Here is an 18,315-nt window from a genome sequence, read left to right as displayed (position 1 = left end):
GCATGCTTGGCAACGGCGCGAAATCGATAACGGATGGTGATTCCTTCAATGGACTTCAAAGACTATTACAAGATCCTCGGCGTGGAGCCGACAGCAGACGACAAGGCAATCAAGGCGGCCTATCGCAAGCTGGCGCGCAAATACCACCCCGATGTCAGCAAGGAAAAAGACGCCGAAGAGAAATTCAAGGACGCGTCGGAAGCCTATGAAGCGCTGAAAAGCGCCGACAAACGTGCCGAGTACGACGAGTTGCGCCGTTATGGCCAGCACGGTCAGCCGTTCCAGGGGCCACCGGGCTGGCAGAGCCGTGGCGGCTTTGGTGGCGGCGGTCAGGACACCGGCGACTTCTCGGACTTTTTCAGTTCGATCTTCGGCAATCGCGGCCCCGGTTTCGGTGGCGGTGAAGGTCGGCAACAACGCAGTGCAGGGCGCCGAGGGCAAGACGTGGAAATGGAACTGCCGATCTTCCTCGAGGAGACGCTGTCGAACGAATCGAAGAAAGTCACCTTCCAGGTGCCGCAATACAACGCCAACGGCCAGCACGTCAGCAACACCACGAAAAGCCTGAATGTGAAGATTCCGGCGGGCGTGACCGACGGCGAGCGCATCCGTCTCAAAGGCCAGGGCGCACCGGGCGTCGGTGGCGGGGCGAATGGCGATCTGTACCTGACCATTCGTTTTGCGCCGCACCCGAAATTCGATGTCGAAGGCGACAACCTGATCATCACGCTGCCGCTGGCACCGTGGGAGCTGGCGCTGGGCACCGAAGTGGCCGTGCCGACCCTGACCGGCAAGATCAACCTCAAAGTGCCGGCCGGCAGTCAGAATGGCCAGCGCATGCGCGCCAAAGGACACGGTCTGAAAAACAAGGCTGGCGAACGCGGTTTCCTGTTCGTGCAGCTTAAAGCGGTGATGCCGAAAGCGTCCGACGACGAAGTCAAAGCGCTGTGGCAGGAACTGGCGAACAAAGCCGCCTTCAATCCGCGAGAGAACTTCTAAATTCGACGACGGAGTAGCCCATCATGAGCAGCCCCCTGATCGTTCAACTGGACCTGGCAGAATTCTGTGAGGCGGCCGATCTGTCGGACGTCTACGTGATCGAAATCGTCGAACACGGCATCCTCGAACCTCAGGGCGCGCAGCCCCGGGAATGGCGCTTCACCGACTACGAACTGGCCCTGGCCAAGCGCGCCGCCAAGTTGCGGCGCGATCTGGAGCTGGAGTGGGAAGGCGTCGCGCTGGCGCTGGATCTGCTGGAAGAGGTTCGCGAATTGCGCGCCGAGAACCGCATGCTCAAACAACGCCTGGCACGCCTGGTAATCGAATAACCCCCCTGTAGGAGCTGCCGAAGGCTGCGATCTTTTGATTTTGTTTTTAAAGACAAGATCAAAAGATCGCAGCCTTCGGCAGCTCCTACAGGGTTCGCGGTAACACTACGCTAAACCGCGTGCCGTCAGCCTCATTCGAGCTGACTTCAATCGTCCCGCCATGGGCATTAACCACTTCCCTGACAATAAACAGGCCCAATCCGAGACTGGTCGAAGGCTGCCCCAGTTCTTCATCGGCGCTGCGCACCAGCGGATCGAAAATTGTCCCTAAGGCATCCTCCGGAATCGGCGTGCCGAAGTTATGCACCGACAGGCACACCGCGTCCGCCTCATCCTGCAGGGTCAGCGTCACCTGTTGCGTGTTCGATCCATGCTGCAGCGCATTGCCGATCAGGTTTTGCAGCAGTTGATCAATGCGCCCCGCGTCCCACACACCTCGCGTATCACCGTCAATGTGCAACACCGGTGAGCAATTCGGGTTGCCGGCACACGCCTCGGCAATCGCCGCCCGCGCCGCCTCGGCCAGATCCATCGGCGCCGGTTCGATCGGCAGACTCTTGCCGAGGCGACTGCGCACCAGCTCCAGCAAATCACTGACCATCGCCGCCATGTGCCGGGCGCCGCGCTTGATGTTGTGGGCGCAGACCAGCGCATCGTCTTGCAGCGCCGCTTTGCGCAACAACAATTCGGTGGACATGCTCACCGCTTGCAGCGGCGCGCGCAGGTCGTGGCCGAGAATCGCCAGAAAGATGTCCCGCGAACGATTGACCTGTTCTGCGTAGGCCGCCGTCGATTCGGCCAATGCTTCATCGATGGCTTCATTGAAACGAATCATGTCCTGAAAGTAGGTCATGTCCGGCGCTTCGAGGCTGTCGACCCAGCGGCGGATCACGCAGGCGCGCAAATGACGAAACTCCGAGGTCATCTGCACCAGATCAAAACCGACGGTGTGGCGCAATTCACCATGGCTGGCGCCGGCCTGATCGAGGCTTGGGGTTTTCTCCGGGCCGTCGCCCTTGGCTTTGGCAGCCTGTTCGTCGGGACTTTGCGGTTTGTTCATGTCGCGAGCGGCGGCCAGCAAAATGGCTTTGGCGTGGTCACGCAAGCCTTCGGCGTCCATGTACTCGGCAGCGGGCGTGATGGTGGCGGCGAACTGCTCCCACTCCGCGACGATGGGATCCACGTTGCACACGATGAACTCGGAAAGACGCATGAGCGGTTACCTGAGCATGAATCGATGGACGGCGATTCGAATATTAGCCCCTCTGGCGAGAAATACACGACCGCTGGTGCCCGGCTCCCGGGGAATTTTTTTGGGTGCGGTACATATGTATTTTCGGCTCTTCAATTACTGCGGGATTAAGGGGGTTTCAGCGTTTTGTTGAGCAGTATTTTGGTTTTTTGTTTTTTCTCGTCATCCGTAATCTGAGCCCAGGTTAATGGATGACGAGATTGTGAAAATGGATGCTCCAACGAATAATTTGCCGATAAATAATGGCCCGCACCACGCCGTAATAACCGCGCTTATCCCCGATGCGATAACACAAGCGCCGCCCCATCGACTTCAAGCACTTGAAGCAAATCTGAATGTTGCAGTGTCGTTGGCGTCATGGCCGCTGGCGGGGCGCAAACTTTTGAAACAACAGGTCGATGCACATTGGCGAAATCAGCGTGAAGTCGATTCGACGTTGAATACGCTCCAACAGAGCATCGAAGACTTCGCCCGACCTTTGCTGACCCAGGCACTGAAAAACCAGATGAACATTGATCTGGATGTCGACCAGGCGATGCTCAGGCTGTACGTCCCGGACAAAATTATCTTCGGCATCGACCGCGGTGCAACGCGATCTCGACACTCGTCCTTGCTTGCCGCGGCGCTGCATAATTTCGAGCAGGCCGAGACGGTTGCCGGATACTTTCGCAGCGGCTCCGGTGTGTACGTCGCTGACGCTGATGGCGCACCGGTGCAGCACGCGATTACGGTCGGCGAGTTCGCCAGCCTTTGTCGCTCGCTGGACATCGGCGCGCAGTACCAGCGACATCTCAAGGCATTGTTGCTGCCTGACGAGGCGGACAAGCGATCGACGCTGAGGATGCAATCGGTGGCGGCCGAGAAATCGGCATTTGAAGTGGCTGCGTCGATTGCCGGCATGAACGGCGATCTGAGCATTCATGGTCAAGCGGTCGTCAGCGATGTGCTCAATGGGCAACCCCGCATCAACTTTCACGATCGCCCGCTGCAAACCCATCGCCTGCGGCTGATGGGCATGGAGTTGTCAGGGATTGTACTTTTCAGCGCCGTGGCGGAAAAAAGCGAAACAGAAAAGTTTCTGTTGGGGTTAATCCCGGAAGAGCTTCAGTTCCTGTTCGATTGGTCGAGACGTATCCCCGGGTTAAACGACAACCTGTATGAGAAATATAAAGTTCTAAGTGATGTATTTGCCAATGGGCCGGGCGCTCTGACCGATGAGATTTCACGGCGTAATGATTTCTATGATCAAAGTATTCTGACCGGGCCGTTGATTGCCTACATTCCCGAAGATCCGGTCAACCCGCTAAAAGAATATGCTTCGCTGACGGTCTTCATGAAAGCGTTGGCGACGCAACTGCTTGGTCAATCGTATCAGCAGTTTTTCAGCAGATTTGTCGCACAAAAAGACCAGCCGAAATTCTTCAGGCGCGTCAATGAGCGTCTCAAGGAAATCACCTGGCACCAGCGCGAACCTCTGGACATGGGGCCGTGGTGGCGGGAAACAGCGGTTGAAAATCCCGATGCCGAGCCCATTACCGTGCCGATTCAGGACGATATTTGGGAGCATCTGTTCCTTCGCAAGCGTGACAAGGCGATCAGTGATGCACGCGTGGTCGCGGTGCCGACGGGCGACGAAGACGCGAAAACCCGCTGGAACCGACTGCTCAGTTACCTGGACGTCGGCTGGAACGTTTTCAACTTCGCCGTAATGTTAGTGCCCGGCGTGGGCGAGGTGATGCTCGGCGTGATGGTCGCGCAATTGTTGGCAGAGTTTGCCGAGGGCATCGAAGACTGGAGTCATGGCGACAAAGAAGAGGCTTGCGCGCACATCAACAGCGTCATCCTCAACTTTGCGCAATTGGCGCTGATGAGTGCCGGGCATGTTTTGCCCAAAAGCCCAGTCGCGATCAAACCCTCGCCGTTTATCGACAAGCTCAAAGCAGTTGCTTTGGCAGATGGCAGCAAAAAAATGTGGAACCCTGATCTCGCGCCTTACGAGCACAAGCTCGCGTTGGCTGAGGGAAACTTTGCTGATGAATCGGGTTTGTATCCACATCAAGGCAAGCGGGTTCTGCACCTGGAGGGTAAGCAATATGTGGTGAAAGAAGATCCGCTGAATGGCCGTTTCCGTCTGCAACACCCGACCCGCGCCGACGCTTATGCGCCGACGATTGAACACAATGGTGCGGGTGCCTGGAAAAGCGAAGTGGAGCAGCCCCTCGAATGGGAAAAAGCACAACTATTGCGCCGACTCAACCCGCTGGCCGCGACGTTCAGCGAGCCGGCGCTGGAGCAAGTTATAAAGGTCAGCGGCATCGAAGAAGACGTGCTGCGCCGGCTGCATGTAGAGCACGAGCTGCCACCCGCATTGTTGACCGATACTCTGAATCGTTTCGATCTTTACGTCTCGATCAGTCGGTTTGGCGAGCAGATCCGCAGTGGCCATGTCAGCAACCATCTGACCGGTTATTTGCCGGGGTTGATGACGGAACTCCCGCACTGGCCCGAGACAAAAGCCATCACGCTGAAAGACCCGTTGCCGACTGACCGGGCAGCGGTCACCTATGGCAGTTCCACCGCCACGCCAACCGACACACTGACTGTCACTCAAGAAGAATTGCAGACTGGTAGATTTGAAACTCGGGTGCTGGATTTTCTGAGCGAAACGGAAACAGAAGCATTACTTGGCCGTGCCATCTCCACCAACAAGATCGTACGCGTTCAGGCATTGCGCGAAGCATTGGCGCTGCGAGCGAGCAAACGCAGTTCGCGGGTGTTCGAGTCGCAGTACAAAACGTCTGATGTCTCTGCTGATTTCCGTGCGCGCAGGTTGCAAAGCGATTATCCCGACCTGCCGTGCATTGTGATCGAACAAGTGCTCAAGGAGGCGGATCCGCAAAATGTGCGGGTCTTTGAAGAGAGCGGGCAAATTACGCTCAAGCTGCGTCAGCAACTGCGTGCCGCAGGCGGCAGGGTTCGACTGAATCGTGCCTACGAAGGCCTTTATCTCGAACACCTGGAAAATGCCGACAGCCGTCGATTGGCGTTGTGCTCGATGGAGAGCCTGCCGGGCTGGTCGTCAGAGGTGCGCATTGAAGTTCGTGAGCTGTCGTTCACTGGCCCGCTTCAATCCAGCGTTGGAGCGCCGGATGCACCAATCCGCAAAGTATTGATCGTTGATGAGAGCGGTCTGTTCAGTGCGCGCGATGACCAGGGGCTGCATTTGCACGGCGCAGAAAATATCTACAGCGCTGTACTGCATGCGTTGCCCGATGCGCAGCGTCAGGCACTGGGTTACGAAATCACTCAGGGTGAATTGCTCAAACAGGCCATTCAGCGTTCACCGCTGAGCCATGCACAGTTCGAGAAAGTTCTGTTGGACAACCCGCTGCGCAAGCCGGCTTACGATCCGGAAAACATGCGCCTGCGTGGCGGCATGCAGGGTTATCCGATGCGCCCTCAAGGGGGGTCGGGTTTCCAGCGGCGCATTGGCTCGTTGTATCCCGCCTTCACCGATGCAGAGGTGGAAACGATGCTCAACAGTTTTGGCGAAAACGTAGTGGGCCAGCGTATTGCGGCGCTCGAGCGCGAGTTCAGCACGTTCAACCTGGCCTTTCAGCGCTGGTTGAATGATATGAGCCTTGCCTACCGTTTCAGCCCCGAAGGCGTGGCGGAGTGGACGTCGCGCAACAAGGTCTACCACCTGCTTCGTCAATGTTGGCAACGTTCCGGGCCACTCGGGCCCCCGGCCCCCGGGATCATCCGGGCGCAGGCGTTGAACCTGAGCGGCGTGCCAATGGATCGTCATTTACTGCGCATGCCCCGGCTCAGCGCCAGTTTCGACCATGTCACCTCATTGAGCTTGCAAAATGGCCAGCTATTAAGTGATCAGCAAGATTTTCTGGGTAGCTTCCGCCAGTTGCGCGATCTCGATCTGTGGAAGAACCGCTTGAGCGACTTGCCCGAAGTCATCAGCCACATGCCTTACTTGCGTGTGCTGACGCTCTCGGATAACCAGATCGCATTGACGGCCGAAAGTGCTGCGCGGCTGCGGGCGATGAGCCGGTTGCATGTGCTGAAACTGGATGGCAATCCGCTTGGACGGGTGCCGGACATCAGTCAGATGCCGGCGTTGTTGATACTGACGCTGGACAGCACTGGCATCGATACCTGGCCCATCGGCCTGTTTGCCAGACAACGCCCGCGTAACCTGTATCTGGATTTGCGCTTTAACCAGATCAGCGAGCTTCCAGAGGTCGCGCCGGGTTCGGTGTATGCCGAATTGATCGCGCGCACGAATGTCAGTCGTGACGCTTTCCATTTGTCTGCGGAGAATCTCGAAAAGCTCAAACAGTACATTGAGTCTGTCGGGCTCGACCCCGACCGCCCGTATCCGTCGCGGGGTACCATTGACAGCTCGCTCTGGGATGTCGGTATCACCGAGGCGCAATGGAATGCCTATCAGCCATTCTGGGACGAGGTTGAGGACGAGTTCGGCTCGGAACCCTTTTTTAACGAGTTGCGCAAACTGACCGCTTCCGCCGATTTCCGAGCCGCCGATCTCGGCTACAGAACCGACCTTACCGCCAAGGTCTGGCGAATGATCTTCGCCATGAACGAGAACACCCTGCTGCGCGAGAAGATTTTCGCCGAGGCCGTTGCATCCACTACCTGTGCCGATGCCGGCGCGCAGTTTTTCAATGCTATGGGCGTCGAGGTACTGATTCACGAAGCGTACGGGCTGATCAATACCGATCTGGTGGAGGCCGAACTCGTCGCGTTGGCCCGTGGCAAATCACGGCTCGATGAATTGGCTCAGATCGCCCGACAACGGGTGGCGGATCGTTTGAAAGCGGGGGAGACCTTCCGTCGCGAAAACGCTGACGGTGTTACCGGCACCATCGATGAAGTAGAGGTTCATCTGGCCTATATGACCGATCTGGCGGAACGACTGGATTTACCGTGGCAATCACGCGGAATGTTGTTCCGAAAAATCGCCGGGGTCACTGAGCAGATGATCGAGGACGCTTATCAGCGAGTGATCGCCTTGGAGGAAGGTGAACTGCTGGCGCCACGGATTCTTGAACAGCCCTTGTGGCAGCGCTTCCTCAAGCGTACTTATCGCAAAGAGTTCGATGAACTGCTGCTGTCGCTCAAGGATGAGGACGATATGGCGCAATTTGAAGCGTTGCAAACGCTGGAGAAGACCCTGACGCAAAAAGCGATAGATCGCGCGAAGCTGCAGACGGTTTATCCGCCGTTCACGGTGAAACCGTAAACAGGCCTGGAGGCGCGATAACGCCTCCAGGCTTTTTTTTGCTGCTGTGGCTTAAAACAGAAAGTAACGCTGCGCCATCGGCAGCGTTTCCGCCGGTTCACACCATAGCAATACACCGTCGGCCTTGACCTGATACGTCTGCGGGTCGACGTCGATGTTCGGCAGGTAATCGTTGTGGATCAGATCGGTTTTCTGCACATCGCGACAACCTTTGACCACGGCGATTTTTTTCTTCAAGCCCAGCGTTTCGGGCAACCCGGCGTCGTGCGCAGCCTGGCTGATGAAGGTCAGGCTGGTGGCGTGGAGCGAGCCACCGTAACTGGCGAACATCGGGCGGTAGTGCACCGGTTGTGGGGTTGGAATCGAAGCGTTGGCGTCGCCCATCAAACTGGCGGCAATCGCACCACCCTTGAGAATCAGCGTCGGTTTCACGCCGAAAAACGCCGGACGCCAAAGCACCAGGTCGGCCCATTTGCCGACTTCGATCGAGCCGACTTCGTGGCTGATGCCATGGGTGATCGCCGGGTTGATCGTGTACTTGGCGATGTAGCGTTTGGCGCGGAAGTTATCGTTGCCTGCGCCGTCCTGCGGCAGTGGGCCGCGCTGTTTTTTCATTTTGTCGGCGGTCTGCCAGGTGCGCGTGATGACTTCGCCGACGCGGCCCATGGCTTGACTGTCGGAGCTGATCATCGAGAACGCGCCGAGGTCATGAAGGATGTCTTCGGCGGCAATCGTTTCGCGACGGATGCGGCTTTCGGCGAACGCGACGTCTTCGGCAATGCTCGGGTCGAGGTGGTGGCAGACCATCAACATGTCGAGGTGTTCGTCGATGGTGTTGCGCGTAAACGGTCGGGTCGGGTTGGTCGAGCTCGGCAGCACGTTGGGGAAACCGCAGGCCTTGATGATGTCCGGCGCGTGACCGCCACCGGCACCTTCGGTGTGGTAGGTGTGGATGGTGCGACCCTTGAATGCGCCAAGGGTGGTTTCGACGAAACCGGATTCGTTGAGGGTGTCGGTGTGGATCGCCACCTGCACGTCGAACTGGTCTGCGACAGTCAGGCAGTTATCGATGCTCGCCGGGGTGGTGCCCCAGTCTTCGTGCAGCTTGAGGCCGATGGCGCCGGCCTTGACCTGCTCGATCAGCGGTTCCGGCAGGCTGGCGTTGCCCTTGCCGGTGAGGCCGATGTTCATCGGGAAGGCGTCGGCGGCCTGAAGCATGCGCGCCAGGTGCCAAGGGCCCGACGTGCACGTTGTGGCGTTGGTGCCCGTGGCCGGGCCGGTGCCGCCGCCGATCATGGTGGTGACGCCGCTCATCAGCGCCTCTTCAATCTGCTGCGGGCAGATGAAGTGGATGTGCGTGTCGATGCCACCGGCGGTGAGGATCATGCCTTCACCGGCGATGACTTCGGTGCCGGCGCCGATGGCGATGGTCACGTTGGGCTGCACGTCCGGGTTACCGGCCTTGCCGATGGCGGCGATGCGACCGTCCTTGAGGCCGACGTCGGCTTTGACGATGCCCCAGTGGTCGATGATCAGCGCGTTGGTGATCAGCGTGTCGACGACTTCGGCGGCCAATAGCTGGCTCTGGCCCTGACCGTCGCGGATGACTTTGCCGCCACCGAATTTCACTTCTTCGCCGTAGGTGGTGAAGTCTTTTTCGACCTCGATCCACAGCTCTGTGTCGGCCAGGCGCACCTTGTCGCCGACGGTGGGGCCGAACATGTCGGCGTAGGCTTGACGGGAAATCTTCATGCGGAGTCCTTCAGGAAAATAGTGGTGAGCCATAGACCCTCACCCTAGCCCTCTCCCAGAGGGAGAGGGGACTGTTCGCGGTGGGTCGGCTATCGGTGATCGGCTCCCTCTCCCTCGGGAGAGGGCTGGGGTGAGGGGCAGCGGTGCACGCAGATGTCAGAGATCACCCATCACTCTTCCGGCAAACCCAAACACCCGCCGATGCCCGGCGTAATCCACCAACTCAACTTCACGACTCTGCCCCGGCTCAAAACGCACCGCCGTCCCCGCCGGAATATTCAGGCGCATGCCACGGCTGGCTGCGCGGTCAAACGCCAGCGCGTCGTTGGTTTCAAAAAAGTGATAGTGCGACCCCACCTGAATCGGCCGGTCGCCGCTGTTGGCGACTTTCAGGCTGATGGTGCGGCGATCAACGTTGAGTTCGATATCGCCGGGCTGGATCTGATACTCGCCAGGAATCATCACTGGGCTCCTTGCAGAATCTTGTAATAGAGGGCGGTCGGCCGATAGGTGCCGTTCGGGTCGCAGGCGTAATCGGGGATGGCACCCGCGCGGGTGTAACCCAATGCCTGATAGAAATTTTCGGCGGGCGAGCCCGCTTCGGTGTCGAGGTAGAGCATGCCGCGCTTGTGCTTCGGCGCTTCGAGTTCCAGCGCGCTCATCAATTGCTGACCGAGGCCGCGACGCCGCGCGTCTTCGCGCACCAGCAGTTTCTGCACCTCGGCGCGGTTCAAACCGTTGGCCTTCTGACACAGACCCAACTGCACACTGGCCAGCACTTCTTCGTCTTTGACCACCACCCAGAGCAGCACGCTGCCCTTGTTGACGTTGTCCTGAACCTCATCGAAATATGCGCGCGCCTGCACCGCATCGAGGTCGGCCATGAAACCGACGCTGGCGCCATAACCCACTGCGTCGAGCAGCAAATCGATCAGGCCCTGACGGTAGTGGGCAAAACTTTCAGCATTGACGCGGCGCAGTTGGGCGGCGTTCATCGGTGTCACTCCTTGATGGCTTCAGGCGGCTCCGCGCCAGGATTGAGGGTCAGTTGCATGAATGTCAGGTCGAGCCAGCGGCCGAACTTGGTGCCGACTTGCGGCATCTGCCCGGTGGTGATGAAACCGGCGCGCTCGTGCAGACGAATCGAAGCAGCGTTGCCGCTTTCGATGGCGGCGACCATCACGTGCTTGTCGCAGGTCTTCGCCCGTTCGATCAGCACAGTCATCAGTTGCGGGCCGAGGCCGTTGCCGCGTTGGTCGCTGCGCACATACACCGAGTGCTCGACGGTGTGGCGGAAACCGTCGAACGGCCGCCAGTCACCGAACGAAGCGTAGCCGAGCACAGTGTTGTCGGCGTCGACGATCACCAGAATCGGATAGGCCTGTGCCTGACGCGCGCTGAACCACGCCTGGCGGTTGCCGAGGTCGACGGCTTGTTCATTCCAGATCGCCGTGGTGTTGAGCACGGCGTCGTTGTAGATGTCGCGGATCGCCGGCAGATCGGCGTGAACGGCATCGCGAATGGAGTAAGTCATGGCGCGGCCTCAGACGATCGGTTGGTGGACGGTGACCAGTTTGGTGCCGTCGGGGAACGTCGCTTCGACCTGAATCTCCGGGATCATTTCCGGGATGCCTTCCATCACTTGTTCGCGGCTGAGCAGGGTAGTGCCGAAGTGCATCAACTCGGCGACGGTCCGACCGTCACGCGCGCCTTCGAGCAGCGCAGCGGAGATGTAGGCCATGGCTTCCGGGTAATTGAGTTTCACGCCGCGCGCCAAACGCCGCTCGGCGACGAGGCCGGCGGTGAAGATCAGCAGCTTGTCTTTTTCGCGTGGGGTCAGGTCCATTGTGGGAATCCAATATCGGCAGTTAAAAATGATGTCGTACACCCTGCAGGAGCTGCCGCAGGCTGCGATCTTTTGATCTTGATCTTTAAAAACAAAATCAAAAGATCGCAGCCTGCGGCAGCTCCTACAGGGGAATGCATTTCAGGTGTTCCAGATTCGGGGTGGCTGGGCTTCGCGGCCCAGCAGCACCGGGCGTAGCAAGCGCCATAAATCGATCAGCCACGCACGGGCGAGCAATGCTTCGTTAGCCAGACACCGGGCAACCAACAGCCCCGGCAATTGCGTCAAATCCCCGCGCACGTCATGCCCCAGCGAACGACAACGCTCCAGCAACTCAGCATCAATCTCACCGGTGACCAACAACGTCGCAAACACCGGATGACCATCCAGCCCGATCGGCGAATCAAGCAAACCGTCGTCACCGACAATGCGCTGGCGCTCATGCCAGAGCAATCGGCCGTCGCGGCGGATATCCAGATGCGCCTGAAAATGCCCGCGATCAAAACGCTCGCCACTGGCCGGACGACCCAACGCCACCACGTCCCAATAAAACAACCGCGCGTCACCTTCAAGATCAATCGAAGTGCTCAGTTCAGCCTGGGCGGCGCTGTAGACGATGGTTTCCTGCGGCAGCCATTCCAGCGTCGCGCCGGCCGCCACTTTAAAGTCGAGTTTCTGATAAGCCGGGCCACCGGCGCGATACCACTTGGCCGCGCCGGGGCTGGTGATCTGCGCCCAGGCCTGTTGCTCGACGCGCACGCTGATGTCGAGGCGATCACCGCCGGCAATTCCGCCTGGCGGATGGACGATGATGTGCTGGCAGACCTCGGGGCCTTCGGCGTACAGGTGCTTTTGCACCCGCAGCGGGCCGAGGTGCCGGCGCTGAACCGGACGTGTGCAATCGCCGAAACGCGCGTAAGCGAGTTCCAGCTCGGCGTGCCAGCTCGGGGTAAACAGGGCAGGTGAAACAGTCGAATTCATGGTTTGTAATTATCGTTAGGAAGCTACAGATTAGATCGTTGCCTTAGATCGTGACCAGCCCGCGCACGCCTTCGGCCTCCATATTTTCGCCGCGACCCTGCTGCACGATCTCGCCCCGGGACATCACCAGGTACTGATCGGCCAGCTCCGCCGCGAAGTCGTAGAACTGCTCGACCAGCAAAATCGCCATGTCGCCGCGCGCCGCGAGTTTCTTGATCACCGCGCCGATCTCCTTGATCACCGAGGGTTGAATGCCTTCGGTGGGCTCATCGAGGATCAATAAACGCGGACGGCTGGCCAATGCGCGACCAATCGCCAATTGCTGTTGCTGACCGCCGGAGAGGTCACCGCCGCGCCGCTGCTTCATTTGTAGCAGCACCGGGAACAATTCATAAATGAAACTTGGCACTTCTTTGGCTTCACTGCTGGGAAACCGCGACAGGCCCATCAACAGATTTTCCTCAACGGTCAGGCGGCCGAAGATTTCCCGACCTTGCGGCACGTAAGCGATTCCGGCGTGAACCCGTTGATGCGGCTTGAACGTGGTGATCGGTTTGCCTTCCCAGTTCACTGCGCCTTCTTTGGCGGGCAGCAGGCCCATCAGGCATTTGAGCAGGGTGGTTTTGCCGACGCCGTTGCGCCCGAGCAGGCAGGTGACGTCGCCGACTTTCACGTCGAACGAGAGACCGCGCAGGATGTGGCTACCGCCGTAGTACTGGTGCAGCTTGTCGACTTGCAGCATGTCCAAAATCTCCCCGGTGATCGTTCCCACGCTCTGCGTGGGAACGCATCCCGTGACGCTCCGCGTCACATAACGGCGGACGCAGAGCGTCCATGGCGGCATTCCCACGCAGAGCGTGGGAACGATCTATTCGCAAACCTTAGCGGCCGAGGTAAACCTCGATCACGCGCTCGTTTTCCTGCACTTGCTCAAGCGAGCCTTCCGCCAGCACGCTGCCCTGGTGCAACACGGTCACATGGTCGGCAATCGAGCCAACAAAGCCCATGTCATGCTCCACCACCATCAGCGAATGCTTGCCCGCCAGGCTCTTGAACAACTCAGCGGTGAACTCGGTTTCCGCATCGGTCATCCCCGCCACCGGCTCATCGAGCAGGAGCAATTGCGGATCCTGCATCAGCAACATGCCGATCTCGAGAAACTGCTTCTGCCCGTGGGACAACAACCCTGCCGGGCGATTGACCGAGGTGGTCAGGCGAATCGTCTCCAGCACTTCGCTGATGCGATCCTTCTGCTCACCACTTAACCGCGCACGCAAACTGGCCCAGACCGACTTGTCGGTTTTCTGCGCCAGTTCGAGGTTTTCAAACACGCTCAAAGCCTCGAACACTGTCGGCTTCTGAAACTTGCGACCGATGCCGGCCTGAGCAATTTGCACTTCGCTCATTTGCGTCAGATCCAGCGTTTCGCCGAACCACGCCTTGCCGTGACTCGGGCGGGTCTTGCCGGTGATCACGTCCATCAGCGTGGTCTTGCCCGCACCGTTGGGGCCGATGATGCAGCGCAATTCGCCGACGCCGATGTACAGATTCAGATTGTTCAGTGCGCGAAAGCCATCGAAGCTGACGCTGATGTCTTCGAGTGTGAGAATGGTGCCGTGACGTGTGTCGAGGCCCGGGCCGACGCGTTGACCGAGGCCGATCGAGTCGCGGCTGGTGCCGGCGTCCTTGTTCGGCTCGACAGGAAAAAAGGCTGGTTCCAACATGAATTCAGCGCTCGCTGTGACTCTCATTGTTCACCTCGTTTCTTCAGCAGGCCGATCACGCCTTTGGGCAAGTACAGCGTCACGACGATGAACAGCGCGCCGAGGAAAAACAGCCAGTATTCCGGGAACGCCACGGTGAACCAGCTCTTCATGCCGTTGACCACCCCGGCACCGAGCAACGGGCCGATCAGCGTGCCGCGCCCGCCAAGGGCAACCCAAACCGCCGCTTCAATCGAGTTGGTCGGCGACATTTCGCTCGGGTTGATGATCCCGACTTGCGGCACATACAACGCACCGGCCAGACCACACAACACCGCACTCAAGACCCACACGAACAACTTGAAACCGCGCGGGTCGTAGCCACAGAACATCAAGCGGTTTTCCGCATCACGCAATGCGGTCAGCACGCGGCCAAACTTGCTCTGCGCCAGGCGCCAGCCGATGAACAGGCTCGCCACCAGCAACAACACCGTGGCCAGAAACAGCACCGCGCGGGTGCCCGGTTCAGTGATGCCGAAACCGAGAATCGTGCGGAAATTGGTGAAACCATTGTTGCCACCAAACCCGGTCTCGTTGCGGAAAAACAGGAGCATGCCGGCGAAGGTCAGGGCCTGGGTCATGATCGAGAAATACACGCCTTTGATCCGCGAACGGAAGGCGAAGAAACCGAACACCAGCGCCAGCAATCCCGGCGCCAACACCACCAGACACATCGCCCAGACGAAGCTGCTGGTGCCGCTCCAGTACCACGGCAATTCGCTCCACGACAGGAAGGTCATGAACGCCGGCAGACCATCGCCGGCAGCCTGACGCATCAGGTACATGCCCATCGCATAACCGCCAAGGGCGAAGAACAGACCGTGGCCTAGCGAAAGCAAACCGGCGTAACCCCAGACCAGATCCAGCGCCAAAGCGACGATGGCGTAACAGAGGATTTTGCCGACCAGCGTCAGGGTATACGCCGAGATGTGCAGCGCATTGTCGGGCGACAACAACGACAGCAGCGGCAGGGCGATTAGCAGGGCGAGGATTACCGCACCGATGGCAATGGTGACTTTCGGCCCGGCCTTTTGCGTGGCCGTGACTAACAGAGGCTGGTTCATCAGTCGATCACCCGTCCTTTCAGTGCGAAGAGGCCTTGCGGACGTTTCTGGATAAACAGAATGATCAGCGCGAGGATCAGGATCTTGCCGAGCACCGCACCGATCTGCGGTTCGAGAATCTTGTTGGCGATGCCCAAGCCAAATGCCGCGAGCACGCTACCGGCCAACTGGCCGACGCCGCCGAGCACCACGACGAGGAACGAGTCGATGATGTAGCTCTGGCCGAGGTCCGGGCCGACGTTGCCGATCTGGCTCAGCGCCACACCGCCGAGGCCGGCAATGCCCGAGCCGAGGCCGAAGGCGAGCATGTCGACACGACCGGTCGGCACGCCGCAGCAAGCCGCCATGTTGCGGTTCTGGGTGACGGCGCGGACGTTGAGGCCGAGGCGGGTTTTGTTCAGCAGCAGCCACGTCAGCACCACCACGAACAGTGCGAAAGCGATGATGACGATGCGGTTGTACGGCAGCACCAGATTCGGCAGCACTTGAATACCGCCGGACAGCCACGCCGGGTTGGCGACTTCAACGTTCTGCGCGCCGAACAGCAGGCGCACCAGTTGAATCAGCATCAGGCTGATGCCCCAGGTGGCGAGCAGGGTTTCCAGTGGTCGGCCATAGAGGTGACGAATCACCGTGCGTTCCAGCGCCATGCCGATCGCGGCGGTAACGAAGAACGCCACTGGCAATGCGATCAACGGATAAAACTCGATGGCTTGCGGTGCGTAGCGCTGGAACATCAACTGCACCACATACGTCGAGTAGGCGCCGAGCATCAACATCTCGCCGTGGGCCATGTTGATCACGCCGAGCAGGCCGAACGTGATCGCCAGACCGAGTGCCGCCAACAGCAGGATCGAGCCGAGGGACATGCCGCTGAAGGCCTGACCGAGGATCTCGCCGATCAGCAGTTTGCGTTTGACTTGAGCAAGGCTGGTTTCGGCGGCGGTGCGCACCGTGGCATCGGCTTCGACGCCGGGTTCGAGCAAACCTTCGAGGCGCGTACGGGCCAGTGGATCGCCGGTTTCGCCGAGCAATCTCACCGCCGCGAGGCGCACGGCGGGGTCAGTGTCGACCAGTTGCAGATTGGCCAGCGCCAGGCTCAGGGCGGCATGGACGCTGTCATCTTTTTCGCCAGCGAGTTGCTGGTCGAGGAATTTCAGCTGCGCGGGTTTCGCGCTTTTCTGCAATTGCTGCGCGGCAGTCAGACGGATTTTGGCGTCGGCGGCGAGCAATTGATGGCTGGCCATGGCGGTGTCGATCAGACCCCGCAGGCGATTGTTCAGGCGCAGGGTTTTTGGCTGGCCATCGATGGTCAACTCGCCTTGTTGCAGGGCGTTGATCAGTTCGATACGCGCCGGATCGGGCTGCGCGGCCCAGGTTTCCAGAAGCTTGGCCTGTTGCACGGGATTGGCCGCGACGAAGTCTTCGGCATCGCCGGCGTGGGCGAGCATTGGCAGCAACAGTGCGATGGCACAGATAAAGCGGTAGAGAGCAGTGGGCATTGGTGGTGTCCTGTTCAACCGCCCCTCACCCTAACCCTCTCCCGGAGGGAGAGGGGACTGACCGAGGTGTATGGACGATATTTTGCGACCTGCGAATTCGAGTCGAACTCAAGCTTTGAAAAGCATGAAGATCGGCTCCCTTTCCCCCTCTACCCCTTGGGGGAGAGGGTTGGGGTGAGGGGGAAAAGATCTCCGCCTCACCACAAAACCCAAGTCAGACTCAGTTGCTCTTCACCGCATAATCCGGCTTCTTGTCGTTGCCCTGAATGAACGGGCTCCACGGTTGCGCACGGATCGGCCCTTCGGTCTGCCACACGACGTTGAACTGACCATCGGCCTGAATCTCGCCGATCATCACCGGTTTGTGCAGGTGGTGGTTGGTCTTGTCCATGGTCAGTGTGTAGCCCGATGGCGCCGCAAAGGTCTGCCCGGCCAGCGCTTCACGTACCTTGTCGACGTCAGTGGATTTGGCTTTCTCAACCGCCTGAGCCCACATGTGGATACCGACGTAAGTGGCTTCCATCGGGTCGTTGGTCACGGCTTTGTCCGCGCCTGGCAGGTTGTGTTTCTTCGCGTAGGCTTTCCAGTCAGCGACGAATTTCTTGTTCGCCGGGTTCTCGACGGATTCGAAGTAGTTCCACGCCGCGAGGTTGCCCACCAGTGGTTTGGTGTCGATGCCGCGCAGTTCTTCTTCGCCGACCGAGAACGCCACGACTGGTACGTCGGTGGCTTTCAAACCCTGGTTGGCCAGTTCTTTATAGAACGGCACGTTGGAGTCGCCGTTGACGGTCGAGATGACCGCAGTCTTGCCACCGGCGGAGAATTTTTTGATGTTGGCGACGATGGTTTGATAGTCGCTGTGACCGAACGGCGTGTAGACCTCTTCGATGTCCTTGTCGGCCACACCTTTGGAATGCAGGAACGAACGCAGGATTTTGTTGGTGGTGCGCGGATAAACGTAATCGGTGCCGAGGAGGAAGTAGCGTTTGGCGCTGCCGCCTTCTTCGCTCATCAGATATTCCACCGCCGGGATCGCTTGCTGGTTCGGCGCGGCGCCGGTGTAGAAGACGTTCGGCGACATCTCTTCGCCTTCGTATTGCACCGGGTAGAACAGCAGACCGTTGAGCTCTTCGAACACCGGCAGCACCGATTTACGTGACACGGAAGTCCAGCAGCCGAACACCACGGCGACCTTGTCCTGAGTCAGCAACTGCCGGCCTTTCTCGGCGAACAGCGGCCAGTTCGACGCAGGATCAACCACCACCGGCTCAAGCATCTTGCCGTTGACGCCGCCCTTGGCGTTGATCTCGTCGATGGTCATCAGCGCCATGTCTTTGAGCGACGTTTCGGAGATCGCCATGGTGCCGGACAACGAATGCAGAATCCCGACCTTGATGGTCTCGGCGGCCTGGACAGTCCAGGTCATGCCCATCGCGGCAATCGATGCCGTGAGTGTGAAAGCCTTGATCAAACTGCGACGCTTCATTGTGCGATCTCCATGAACATTTGAAGTTTTTTTGGTTGGCAGATGCGGACGACTGAAGGCTGT

At 59.2% G+C, this 18,315-nt stretch carries 15 protein-coding genes; 3 read left to right on the top strand and 12 right to left on the bottom strand.

Annotation, left to right across the window (positions count from 1 at the left end; translation table 11 throughout):
• The first annotated feature begins 48 nt into the window (after nt 1-48).
• Together ACIP66_RS11380 and ACIP66_RS11375 are read left to right on the top strand one after the other, a co-directional pair.
• Entirely contained in the window at nt 49-999 is a 951-nt protein-coding gene (locus tag ACIP66_RS11380) for a DnaJ C-terminal domain-containing protein (protein ID WP_400648046.1), read from the top strand.
• A 23-nt stretch (nt 1,000-1,022) separates the two neighbouring features.
• Nucleotides 1,023-1,328 (top strand): chaperone modulator CbpM, encoded by a 306-nt coding sequence (locus ACIP66_RS11375; RefSeq protein WP_053116834.1) that lies wholly within the window; start codon nt 1,023-1,025, stop codon nt 1,326-1,328.
• Between the two features lie 85 nt (nt 1,329-1,413).
• Here ACIP66_RS11375 and ACIP66_RS11370 read toward each other — a convergent pair whose 3' ends face one another.
• Entirely contained in the window at nt 1,414-2,541 is a 1,128-nt protein-coding gene (locus ACIP66_RS11370) for a sensor histidine kinase (RefSeq protein ID WP_400648042.1), read from the bottom strand.
• 382 nt (nt 2,542-2,923) lie between these two features.
• Here ACIP66_RS11370 and ACIP66_RS11365 point away from each other — a divergent pair, with 382 nt between their 5' ends.
• On the top strand, nt 2,924-7,858 hold the full coding sequence (locus ACIP66_RS11365; RefSeq protein ID WP_400648039.1) for a dermonecrotic toxin domain-containing protein: 4,935 nt from the start codon (nt 2,924-2,926) through the stop codon (nt 7,856-7,858).
• 51 nt (nt 7,859-7,909) lie between these two features.
• Here ACIP66_RS11365 and ureC read toward each other — a convergent pair whose 3' ends face one another.
• The 11 genes from ureC to urtA all read right to left on the bottom strand — a co-directional run bounded on the left by ureC (nt 7,910) and on the right by urtA (nt 18,252).
• Nucleotides 7,910-9,610 (bottom strand): urease subunit alpha, encoded by a 1,701-nt coding sequence (gene ureC, locus ACIP66_RS11360; protein ID WP_212549830.1) that lies wholly within the window; start codon nt 9,608-9,610, stop codon nt 7,910-7,912.
• Nucleotides 9,611-9,766: 156 nt separating this feature from the next.
• Nucleotides 9,767-10,072, bottom strand: a complete 306-nt coding sequence (locus ACIP66_RS11355; RefSeq protein WP_159815229.1) for an urease subunit beta — start codon at nt 10,070-10,072, stop codon at nt 9,767-9,769.
• Nucleotides 10,072-10,605 (bottom strand): GNAT family N-acetyltransferase, encoded by a 534-nt coding sequence (locus ACIP66_RS11350; RefSeq protein WP_053116839.1) that lies wholly within the window; start codon nt 10,603-10,605, stop codon nt 10,072-10,074. The genes ACIP66_RS11355 and ACIP66_RS11350 overlap by 1 nt, the downstream gene beginning before the upstream one ends.
• A gap of 5 nt (nt 10,606-10,610) precedes the next feature.
• On the bottom strand, nt 10,611-11,144 hold the full coding sequence (locus ACIP66_RS11345) for a GNAT family N-acetyltransferase (protein ID WP_400648035.1): 534 nt from the start codon (nt 11,142-11,144) through the stop codon (nt 10,611-10,613).
• Nucleotides 11,145-11,153: 9 nt separating this feature from the next.
• Nucleotides 11,154-11,456 (bottom strand): urease subunit gamma, encoded by a 303-nt coding sequence (gene ureA, locus ACIP66_RS11340; RefSeq protein WP_008085431.1) that lies wholly within the window; start codon nt 11,454-11,456, stop codon nt 11,154-11,156.
• Between the two features lie 141 nt (nt 11,457-11,597).
• Nucleotides 11,598-12,437 carry an urease accessory protein UreD gene (locus tag ACIP66_RS11335; RefSeq protein ID WP_400648031.1) on the bottom strand — a complete coding sequence of 280 codons (840 nt, stop codon included), beginning with the start codon at nt 12,435-12,437 and terminating at the stop codon, nt 11,598-11,600.
• 43 nt (nt 12,438-12,480) lie between these two features.
• Nucleotides 12,481-13,179 carry an urea ABC transporter ATP-binding subunit UrtE gene (urtE, locus tag ACIP66_RS11330; RefSeq protein WP_400648028.1) on the bottom strand — a complete coding sequence of 233 codons (699 nt, stop codon included), beginning with the start codon at nt 13,177-13,179 and terminating at the stop codon, nt 12,481-12,483.
• Between the two features lie 139 nt (nt 13,180-13,318).
• Nucleotides 13,319-14,188: an urea ABC transporter ATP-binding protein UrtD gene (gene urtD / locus ACIP66_RS11325; protein ID WP_008078129.1), complete on the bottom strand. Its 870-nt coding sequence runs from the start codon at nt 14,186-14,188 to the stop codon at nt 13,319-13,321.
• Nucleotides 14,185-15,264: an urea ABC transporter permease subunit UrtC gene (gene urtC, locus ACIP66_RS11320; protein ID WP_212549827.1), complete on the bottom strand. Its 1,080-nt coding sequence runs from the start codon at nt 15,262-15,264 to the stop codon at nt 14,185-14,187. Before urtC ends, urtD begins: the two co-directional genes overlap by 4 nt.
• Complete coding sequence (urtB, locus tag ACIP66_RS11315) at nt 15,264-16,766, bottom strand: urea ABC transporter permease subunit UrtB (protein ID WP_400648023.1); 1,503 nt, start codon at nt 16,764-16,766, stop codon at nt 15,264-15,266. The genes urtC and urtB overlap by 1 nt, the downstream gene beginning before the upstream one ends.
• Nucleotides 16,767-16,986: 220 nt before the next feature.
• Nucleotides 16,987-18,252 (bottom strand): urea ABC transporter substrate-binding protein, encoded by a 1,266-nt coding sequence (gene urtA / locus ACIP66_RS11310; protein ID WP_053116878.1) that lies wholly within the window; start codon nt 18,250-18,252, stop codon nt 16,987-16,989.
• Nucleotides 18,253-18,315 lie beyond the last annotated feature (63 nt).

It is taken from the genome of Pseudomonas sp. NPDC088429 (assembly GCF_044753305.1).
Taxonomy (GTDB): Bacteria; Pseudomonadota; Gammaproteobacteria; order Pseudomonadales; family Pseudomonadaceae; genus Aquipseudomonas; species Aquipseudomonas rustica.
Note: the sequence above shows the minus strand (reverse complement) of the source record. Positions and strands in the feature narration are given on the sequence as shown.

Bases quoted from the DNA above. Each gene is read 5' to 3' on its own strand.
- urtB (WP_400648023.1), bottom strand. From the start codon at position 16,766: ATGCCCACTGCTCTCTACCGCTTTATCTGTGCCATCGCACTGTTGCTG.
- urtE (WP_400648028.1), bottom strand. From the start codon at position 13,179: ATGCTGCAAGTCGACAAGCTGCACCAGTACTACGGCGGTAGCCACATC.
- ureC (WP_212549830.1), bottom strand. From the start codon at position 9,610: ATGAAGATTTCCCGTCAAGCCTACGCCGACATGTTCGGCCCCACCGTC.
- ACIP66_RS11380 (WP_400648046.1), top strand. From the start codon at position 49: ATGGACTTCAAAGACTATTACAAGATCCTCGGCGTGGAGCCGACAGCA.
- urtD (WP_008078129.1), bottom strand. From the start codon at position 14,188: ATGAGAGTCACAGCGAGCGCTGAATTCATGTTGGAACCAGCCTTTTTT.
- ACIP66_RS11355 (WP_159815229.1), bottom strand. From the start codon at position 10,072: ATGATTCCTGGCGAGTATCAGATCCAGCCCGGCGATATCGAACTCAAC.
- ACIP66_RS11350 (WP_053116839.1), bottom strand. From the start codon at position 10,605: ATGAACGCCGCCCAACTGCGCCGCGTCAATGCTGAAAGTTTTGCCCAC.
- urtA (WP_053116878.1), bottom strand. From the start codon at position 18,252: ATGAAGCGTCGCAGTTTGATCAAGGCTTTCACACTCACGGCATCGATT.
- ACIP66_RS11345 (WP_400648035.1), bottom strand. From the start codon at position 11,144: ATGACTTACTCCATTCGCGATGCCGTTCACGCCGATCTGCCGGCGATC.
- ACIP66_RS11375 (WP_053116834.1), top strand. From the start codon at position 1,023: ATGAGCAGCCCCCTGATCGTTCAACTGGACCTGGCAGAATTCTGTGAG.
- ureA (WP_008085431.1), bottom strand. From the start codon at position 11,456: ATGGACCTGACCCCACGCGAAAAAGACAAGCTGCTGATCTTCACCGCC.
- urtC (WP_212549827.1), bottom strand. From the start codon at position 15,264: ATGAACCAGCCTCTGTTAGTCACGGCCACGCAAAAGGCCGGGCCGAAA.
- ACIP66_RS11370 (WP_400648042.1), bottom strand. From the start codon at position 2,541: ATGCGTCTTTCCGAGTTCATCGTGTGCAACGTGGATCCCATCGTCGCG.
- ACIP66_RS11335 (WP_400648031.1), bottom strand. From the start codon at position 12,437: ATGAATTCGACTGTTTCACCTGCCCTGTTTACCCCGAGCTGGCACGCC.